The following is a 7,109-nucleotide window of genomic DNA, read 5'->3' on the forward strand; positions in this document are numbered from 1 at the left end:
CATGAACACCGCCGTCCCCGGCACGCGCGCCGCCGAATTGGCCGCCGAGCGCACGAATACCGGCACTGGCATCGCCGATTCGCGCATCCGGGCGATCATCAGCGCGCGCCCGCGTGCCCAGGTCGTCAGCAGCGTGAAGGCGATCGTGCCGATGAGGAGCGGAAACCAGCCGCCATCGGGGATCTTGGTCAGGTTCGATGCGAAATAGGCACCATCGATCAGCATGAAGACGCCGGTCAAGGCGGCCGAAGCCCAGAGCGGCCAGCGCCAGACCGCGCGCGTCAGCACGCCCAGCATGCAGGTGGTGATGAACATCGTCCCGGTGACCGCGATGCCATAGGCCGCCGCGAGATTGGTCGAGTTGCGGAACATCAGGACCAGCAGGATCACCAGCACCATCAGCGACCAGTTGATCACCGGAATATAGATCTGCCCGGCGGCCGAAGCGCTGGTGTGCGTGATCCGCACGCGCGGCATCAGGCCAAGCTGCACGGCCTGCTGCACCACCGAAAAAGCCCCGGTAATGACCGCCTGGCTGGCGATCACGGTGGCGGCGGTGGCGAGCAGAACGAGCGGCAGCCGCAGGCTTTCGGGCGCCATCAGGAAGAAGGGATTCGCTGCCGTATCGGGCTGGCTGAGCAACAGCGCCGCCTGGCCCAGATAATTTAGCATCAGCGCGGGAAAGACGATCCACAGCCACGATAGCGAGATCGGCTTGCGGCCGAAATGGCCCATGTCGGCATAGAGCGCCTCCGCGCCCGTGACCGACAGCACGACCGAACCGAGCGCCAGGAAGGCCAACCCGAAGTCGTAGGTAAAGAAGCGCACCGCCCAGACGGGGTTGAGCGCATAGAGGATGCTCGGCTGATTGATGATGTGGACGATCCCGAGGACCGCCAGGACGAGGAAATAGACCATCATCAGCGGACCGAAGAAGCGGCCGACCAATTCGGTCCCACGCGACTGGATCAGGAACAGCGCGATCAGGATCATGATCGCGATCGGCAGGACGAACGGCGTGAACCGCGCCTGCACCGAGCTCAACCCCTCGACCGCCGACAGGACGGAGATCGCCGGGGTGATGATGCAGTCGCCGAAGAACAGGGCCGTGGCGAGCACGCCGAGCATCACGAGCGGGCTGGTCCAGCGCTTGCTCGCACTCATGCGCGTAATGAGGGCGAGCAGGGCCAGGCTGCCCCCCTCCCCCTTATTGTCCGCGCGCATGATCAGCAGGACATATTTGATCGTGACGATGAAGATCAAAGTCCAGAAGACGAGGCTGAGCACGCCGAAGATATGCAGGCGGTCGACGGCGAGCGGGTGGTGCCCGACGAACACCTCCTTCATCGAATAAAGCGGGCTGGTGCCGATATCGCCGAACACCACGCCGATCGCGCCGAGCGCGAGCTTCTTCACGCTCTGCGGCCGGTGATAGGCGTGTATGTCGCTGCTGGCTGGATCGGGCGGGATGCCCGCCGGCATGGAAGGATCGGCTGTCATGGACACCTGAAGCCTGTCGCCGCGCTGCTATTACCTAAACGCGGCCGGAAGGCCGAAAAGAGGGATCGGAATATCACGCGCCCCGTTGCGCTGCAACAGCAGGACAGGCCGTGTTCAGTCTTCTATGGTCGCGGCATCGCCATTGGGAGTTGAGGCATGCGTATCGGAGTGCCGAAAGAGATCAAGAATCACGAATATCGGGTCGGGCTGACCCCGCCTTCGGTAGCGGAACTGACCGCTGCGGGTCATGAGGTGGTGGTGGAGACCGGCGCCGGCAAGGGCATCGACTTCGAGGACGGCGACTATGTCGCGGCAGGCGCGCGCATCCTGCCCGATGCCGGATCGGTCTTCGACCAGGCTGAGATGATCGTGAAGGTGAAGGAGCCGCAACCGGTGGAGATCGAGCGGCTGCGGCCTCACCACCTGCTGTTCACCTATCTCCACCTGGCCGCCGACAAGGCGCAGGCCGAAGGGCTGATGCGGTCCGGCGCGACCTGCATCGCCTATGAGACCGTGACGAGCCCGCGTGGCGGGCTCCCCTTGCTCAAGCCCATGTCGGAGGTCGCGGGCCGCATGTCGATCCAGGTCGGCGCGCATTATCTGGAAAAGGAGCAGGGTGGGCGCGGTGTCCTGCTGGGCGGCGTGCCGGGCGTGGCGCCGGCACGCGTCGCCATCCTCGGCGGCGGTATCGCCGGGGTGAATGCGGCGCAGATGGCGGTCGGCATGCGCGCCGACGTCACCATCTACGACATCAACAATGACCGCCTCGCCGAACTTGACATGTTCTTTTCGAACCAGATCAAGACCGCTTACGCCTCCAAGGCGGCGGTCGCGGCGGCGGTGGCGAAGGCGCATCTGGTGATCGGCGCGGTCCTGATCCCGGGCGCCGCCGCGCCCAAAATGGTCACGCGCGACATGCTGCGCACGATGAAGCGGGGCAGCGTGCTGGTGGACATCGCGATCGATCAGGGCGGCTGCTTCGAAACCAGCCACGCCACGACACATGACAATCCGGTGTTCGAGGTGGACGGCATCATCCATTATTGCGTCGCCAACATGCCGGGCGCGGTAGCGCGCACTTCCGCCTTCGCGCTCAATAACGCCACCCTGCCCTTCGCGCTTCGCCTCGCCAATCTCGGTGCCGAAGCGGCGCTGGCCGCCGACCCGCATCTCGGCAACGGGCTCAACGTGTCGGGCGGACGGATCAGGCATCAGGCGGTCGCGAGCGCGCTCGGCCTGCCGCTCAATTGACCGTGACGGAGGCGCGCGGGCGGCCGGCGTACATCCGTCTGCGGGCTGCCACTGCCCAGGACCACGCCGGGGTGGACGAGGCGTTCGGCGCGTTCGACCTGTTGACGCGAGCGGGCTATGCCGCCTTTCTTCGTGCGCACGCGCGGGCCTTGGCGGCAGTGGAGGCGGCCCTCGATAGAGGGTCGCTTCCGTTACCGCTCCGACCGCGCCTCCCCCTGCTCGCAGCCGACCTGAAAGCCCTGGAGGAGCGGATGCCCGCGCCGCTCCCGCTCGACGCACCCGTCGGTCCGGCGGAGGCGTTCGGCATGGCCTATGTTCTGGACGGATCGCGGCTGGGCGGGACGATGATAGCGCGAACCGTGCCCGCCGGCCTGCCCAAGGCCTATCTGTCCGCGTCGCACGAACCGGGTGAATGGCGCGGCTTCCTTGCGTCGCTGGACGCAGCGGCCGACGGACAGGAAAGCTGGATCGAGGCGGCAATCACCGCCGCGCGGCGTGTGTTCGCGCTTTACGCCGAAGCCGCCAGATGCGAGCGCTCCCCTTACGGCTGATCGATCGGCGCGCTGACCGTCACGCGCAGGCCCGGCCGGTTGGGCTGGCGCTCCATCGTCCCGCCCAGCCGCTGGACCATCGCCTTCATCATGCGCGTTCCGAACCCCTCCCGCGTACCGGTCTCGCCATCGCCCCGATCGGCCACGATAAGCCGCATGATGTTGTCGTGCTGCTCCAGCACGATGTCGAGCGGGCCGGGCTTACCGCCATAGGCATATTTGTTGGCGTTGATGACCAACTCGGTCAGGATCAGGCCGACGTGGATGGCGCGGTCGGCCGAGATCAGCACCGGGGCCAGATCGAGCGTCAGGCCCTGCTGCCATTCCGCACCCATCGCCTCGCGCATCTCGCGGAGCAGATCGTCGAGATATCGGCCGAGATCGACCGTATCCACCTGATCGCCCTGATAGAGCCGGCGATGGACGAGCGCGACGGCCGACAGTCGGCGCTGCGCTTCGGCCAGGCTCGCGCCGAGCGTCGGATCGTCCGCCGATTGCGCCTGGAGACCCAGAAACGCCTGAACGAGTTGCAGGCTGTTCTGCACGCGATGGTTCATTTCACGGAGAAGATGATCTTTTTCGTGCAGCAGCGATTCCTTTTCGGTGACGGTGGCGTTCAGCTGTCGGTTGAGCGTGCGCAGGCGATGCGCCTGCTGCGCCTCGATCAGCGCGCGTCGCAGATGCTGCGCCGCCTCGACCTCGCTCCGCGTCCACCGGCGCGAGCGGCCCGTCACCGCCTCGCGCCACAATTCGAAGCTGGCACGCGGCGACAATTCCCCTGCCGGCGTTGTCGCGTCCTTGTGGGGATTGCCCGCCCAGTTGACCGTTTCCGGCTGCTCGGCACGAAACCACATCATCAGGCCCAGTCCGTCGTCCTCGCGGCCCAGTGCCATCAGGCCGCTCGCTTTCTCACGGAAGGCGTCGCCCGCCGGATAGACCTCGCCCAGGTAATGCGTGACCAGCGCCTCGCCCGCATGACGGCCTGCAATCCATTCGGCCAGCGCCAGGATGTCGCTTTTGTCGGGGCACACGCCGGTCGTGACCAACCCGCCGCCAGATAGCAGCGCGAAGCCGTCGGCCTTCGGCAGGCGGCATACATCCTCGATCGCCCCCCCGACCAAGCGATCGGCCCGCCCCTCGGCCGGTAGGCGCCCGACGATCGCCTCCTCATCGGCACGCAACGCGATTCGTTCGCGATAGAGCGCGGCCTCCTCTTTCGCCCTGATCTGCCGGGAAAGCCCGCCAGCCAGCGCCCGGCACGCCGCACGCGTTTCGTAGCTCAGGCGCCGGGGCGTGTTGTTATGACAGGCCACCAGCCCCCACAGCACGCCGTCCTTGACGATCGAAATCGATGCGGACGCGGCGACGCCCATATTCTTCAGATACTGGACGTGGATCGGCGAAACCGAGCGCAGAGCGGAATCGCTGAGGTCCAGATCGCCCAGCATCGCCTCCGCCGGGCGAATGACCGCCGGGACGTAATCGACCTGCGGAATGACGCGCACCCGGTTGCGCACGTACAGCGCCCGCGCCTGGCGCGGAATGTCGGTCGCCGGGAAATGATGGTTGAGGAAGGAGCCGAGCGATGGATCGCGGTCTTCCGCCACGACGGTGCCGGCCGCATCGTCGAGGAATCGATAGATCATCACCCGGTCGAACCCGGTCAGCTCGCGGAACGCGATGGCAGCCCTGCTGCACAGGGCGCCGAGGTCACCGGCGCGCTCGAAGCGTCCGCCGATCGTATCGAGCCGTGACAGAATGGCCGCCGCCGACGCCACGATGTCGGGGCGTGGCTCGAGCTCGACCAGCAAATAGCCACCCGACCGGAACAGGGATGCGTCGAACGCCTCCCGACGACCGGGCACCACCGACAGGGGCACCGTCGTTCCGGGCAACGCATCCGCCTGAACGAATGCGCGCTCGGCGCGCTGCGCGATCAGTTCGGTCAGTGGCCGCCCCAGCCAGTTCGCCGTCAGCCGATCCTCGATATCGCCGGCTCCCGCGACCACGATATTCGTGGTTGCGTCCGCAATCAGCAGCAAACCATGCGGCTGTATCGCACCGGCGAGGTGAATCGGTTCCCGGTCGCACGCCGTAATGTCGGTGCCGCCCGATGGCTGATCGATCGGCAGTTCGCTTGCCGCGCCGGCGCCAGGAATCAAAGGGTTACTCTCCCACCGCACATGACGGCGGATGGAAGCACCGTATTTGTATAGAGGAATGATGCAAGGCCTAGCTTGCTAATCTCGATCAGTGTGCCTTCTTCCGCGCACCTTGGTCAAGCGCCAAGAACGGGGCGATTGGCGGGGGATCGAACCCTCCGGCCGCGACGAAGCCGACATTGAAGAAGCGCGATTTCCCATACCGCATCGGCGCCCCTTCGGGAGCATTGAGCCGCCCGCCCGCGGCTCGCAAAATGGCATCGCCCGCCGCAATGTCCCATTCGCAGGTCGGGGCCAGACGGGGGTAGAGGTCGGCCTGCCCCCGCGCCACCATGCAGATCTTGAGGCTCGATCCGCGCGATACCCGGTCGGCGATCGTGAACTGCGCGAGGTAGGCGTCCGTTTCGGCCGAACAATGCGCGCGCGATGCGACGGCGGACAGTCCCCCGGTCGGCAACGGGCGCACGCGCATGGTTTCGCGCAGGCCGATCACGCCGTCCTCGCCAACCTTCGCGGTCCAGGCGATGCCCGCCGCCGCGTCACCGGCGTAAAGCCGGCGTTCGACCGGCGCATAGACCACGCCAAGAGTCGGTGCGGAATCCTCGACCAGAGCGATGTTGACCGTGAAATCGCCGCGTCGTTCAACGAATTCCTTGGTGCCGTCCAAAGGATCGACCAGCAGAAACGTACCGTCGATGCGCGGAACGCGGCCGGCGGCCACCTCCTCCTCCGCGATCACGGGGATGTCGGGCAGCAGCGCCGCCAGCGCCGTCAGGATGATCGCCTCCGCCGCCGCGTCCGCCTCGGTCACGGGCGATGCGTCGCTCTTAATCGTGACCGCGAAATCGGAGCCGTAAACGGCCATGATGGCCTCGCCCGCGTCGATGGCCGCACGGATAAACCCGTCGAGGACCTCGCCTCGCTTTTCTGCTGTCAGTCCTCCGATCATGGCCCCGACTATGCCGCGCGGCATGGCCGCACAAACTTTTTATAGCGGGACAAGCCAGCCCGGTTCGGCTTTTAAGCGCCGGTCATGACAGCCTCGCTTACTCACCTCCAGCGGCTCGAAGCCGAAAGCATCCATATCCTGCGCGAGGTGGTCGCCGAGGCGGACAAGCCGGTCATGCTCTATTCGGTCGGCAAGGATTCGGCGGTGATGCTGCATCTGGCGAGGAAGGCCTTCTACCCTTCGCCCCCGCCTTTTCCGCTGCTCCATGTCGATACGACGTGGAAGTTCCGGGACATGTACGCGCTGCGTGACAGGGCGGCCCGTGATGCCGGAATGGAATTGCTGGTCTACCAGAATCCCGAAGCGAAGGCGCGCGGCATCAACCCGTTCGACCACGGCCCGCTGCACACCGACATGTGGAAGACGGAAGGCCTGAAACAGGCCCTCGACCTGTACGGTTTCGACGCGGCCTTCGGCGGCGCGCGCCGGGACGAGGAAAAGAGCCGCGCCAAGGAACGCATCTTCTCCTTCCGCACGGCCAGCCATGGCTGGGACCCGAAGAACCAGCGGCCCGAATTGTGGAACCTCTACAATGCGCGCAAGAGCAAGGGCGAATCGATCCGCGTGTTCCCGATCAGCAACTGGACGGAACTCGACATCTGGCAGTATATCCACCTGAACGACGTGCCGATCGTG

At 65.9% G+C, this 7,109-nt stretch carries 6 protein-coding genes; 3 read left to right on the plus strand and 3 right to left on the minus strand.

Annotated features, from left to right (window positions below):
* The coding region (locus tag ACOJSF_RS05075) for a potassium transporter Kup (protein WP_420141143.1) at nucleotides 1–1,500 on the minus strand (1,500 nt) is incomplete at its 3' end.
* 156 nt (nucleotides 1,501–1,656) lie between these two features.
* Here ACOJSF_RS05075 and ald point away from each other — a divergent pair.
* Nucleotides 1,657–2,751 (plus strand): alanine dehydrogenase, encoded by a 1,095-nt coding sequence (gene ald / locus ACOJSF_RS05080; RefSeq protein WP_420141144.1) that lies wholly within the window; start codon nucleotides 1,657–1,659, stop codon nucleotides 2,749–2,751.
* Nucleotides 2,752–3,002: 251 nt separating this feature from the next.
* The gene (locus ACOJSF_RS05085; RefSeq protein ID WP_420141145.1) at nucleotides 3,003–3,302 is read left to right on the plus strand and encodes a hypothetical protein; all 300 of its coding nucleotides are present in this window, start codon (nucleotides 3,003–3,005) and stop codon (nucleotides 3,300–3,302) included.
* Here the strand turns inward: ACOJSF_RS05085 and ACOJSF_RS05090 are convergent.
* Both ACOJSF_RS05090 and cysQ read right to left on the minus strand, forming a co-directional pair.
* Nucleotides 3,293–5,464, minus strand: coding sequence for a histidine kinase dimerization/phosphoacceptor domain -containing protein (locus ACOJSF_RS05090; RefSeq protein WP_420141146.1), 2,172 nt, complete (start codon nucleotides 5,462–5,464; stop codon nucleotides 3,293–3,295). The two genes, ACOJSF_RS05085 and ACOJSF_RS05090, sit on opposite strands and share 10 nt — an antisense overlap.
* Nucleotides 5,465–5,552: 88 nt before the next feature.
* Nucleotides 5,553–6,437 (minus strand): 3'(2'),5'-bisphosphate nucleotidase CysQ, encoded by an 885-nt coding sequence (gene cysQ / locus ACOJSF_RS05095; protein WP_420141147.1) that lies wholly within the window; start codon nucleotides 6,435–6,437, stop codon nucleotides 5,553–5,555.
* 60 nt (nucleotides 6,438–6,497) lie between these two features.
* Between cysQ and cysD the strand changes: the two genes are divergently transcribed.
* Nucleotides 6,498–7,109 (plus strand): sulfate adenylyltransferase subunit CysD (cysD, locus tag ACOJSF_RS05100; protein WP_420141148.1); only part of this gene is annotated, 612 nt, incomplete at its 3' end.

It is taken from the genome of Sphingomonas sp. (assembly GCF_048594985.1).
GTDB lineage: Bacteria > Pseudomonadota > Alphaproteobacteria > Sphingomonadales > Sphingomonadaceae > Sphingomonas_I.

Coding starts and splice junctions, on each gene's coding strand:
- cysQ (WP_420141147.1), bottom strand. CDS start 6,437: ATGCCGCGCGGCATAGTCGGGGCCATGATCGGAGGACTGACAGCAGAA.
- ACOJSF_RS05085 (WP_420141145.1), top strand. CDS start 3,003: ATGCCCGCGCCGCTCCCGCTCGACGCACCCGTCGGTCCGGCGGAGGCG.
- ald (WP_420141144.1), top strand. CDS start 1,657: ATGCGTATCGGAGTGCCGAAAGAGATCAAGAATCACGAATATCGGGTC.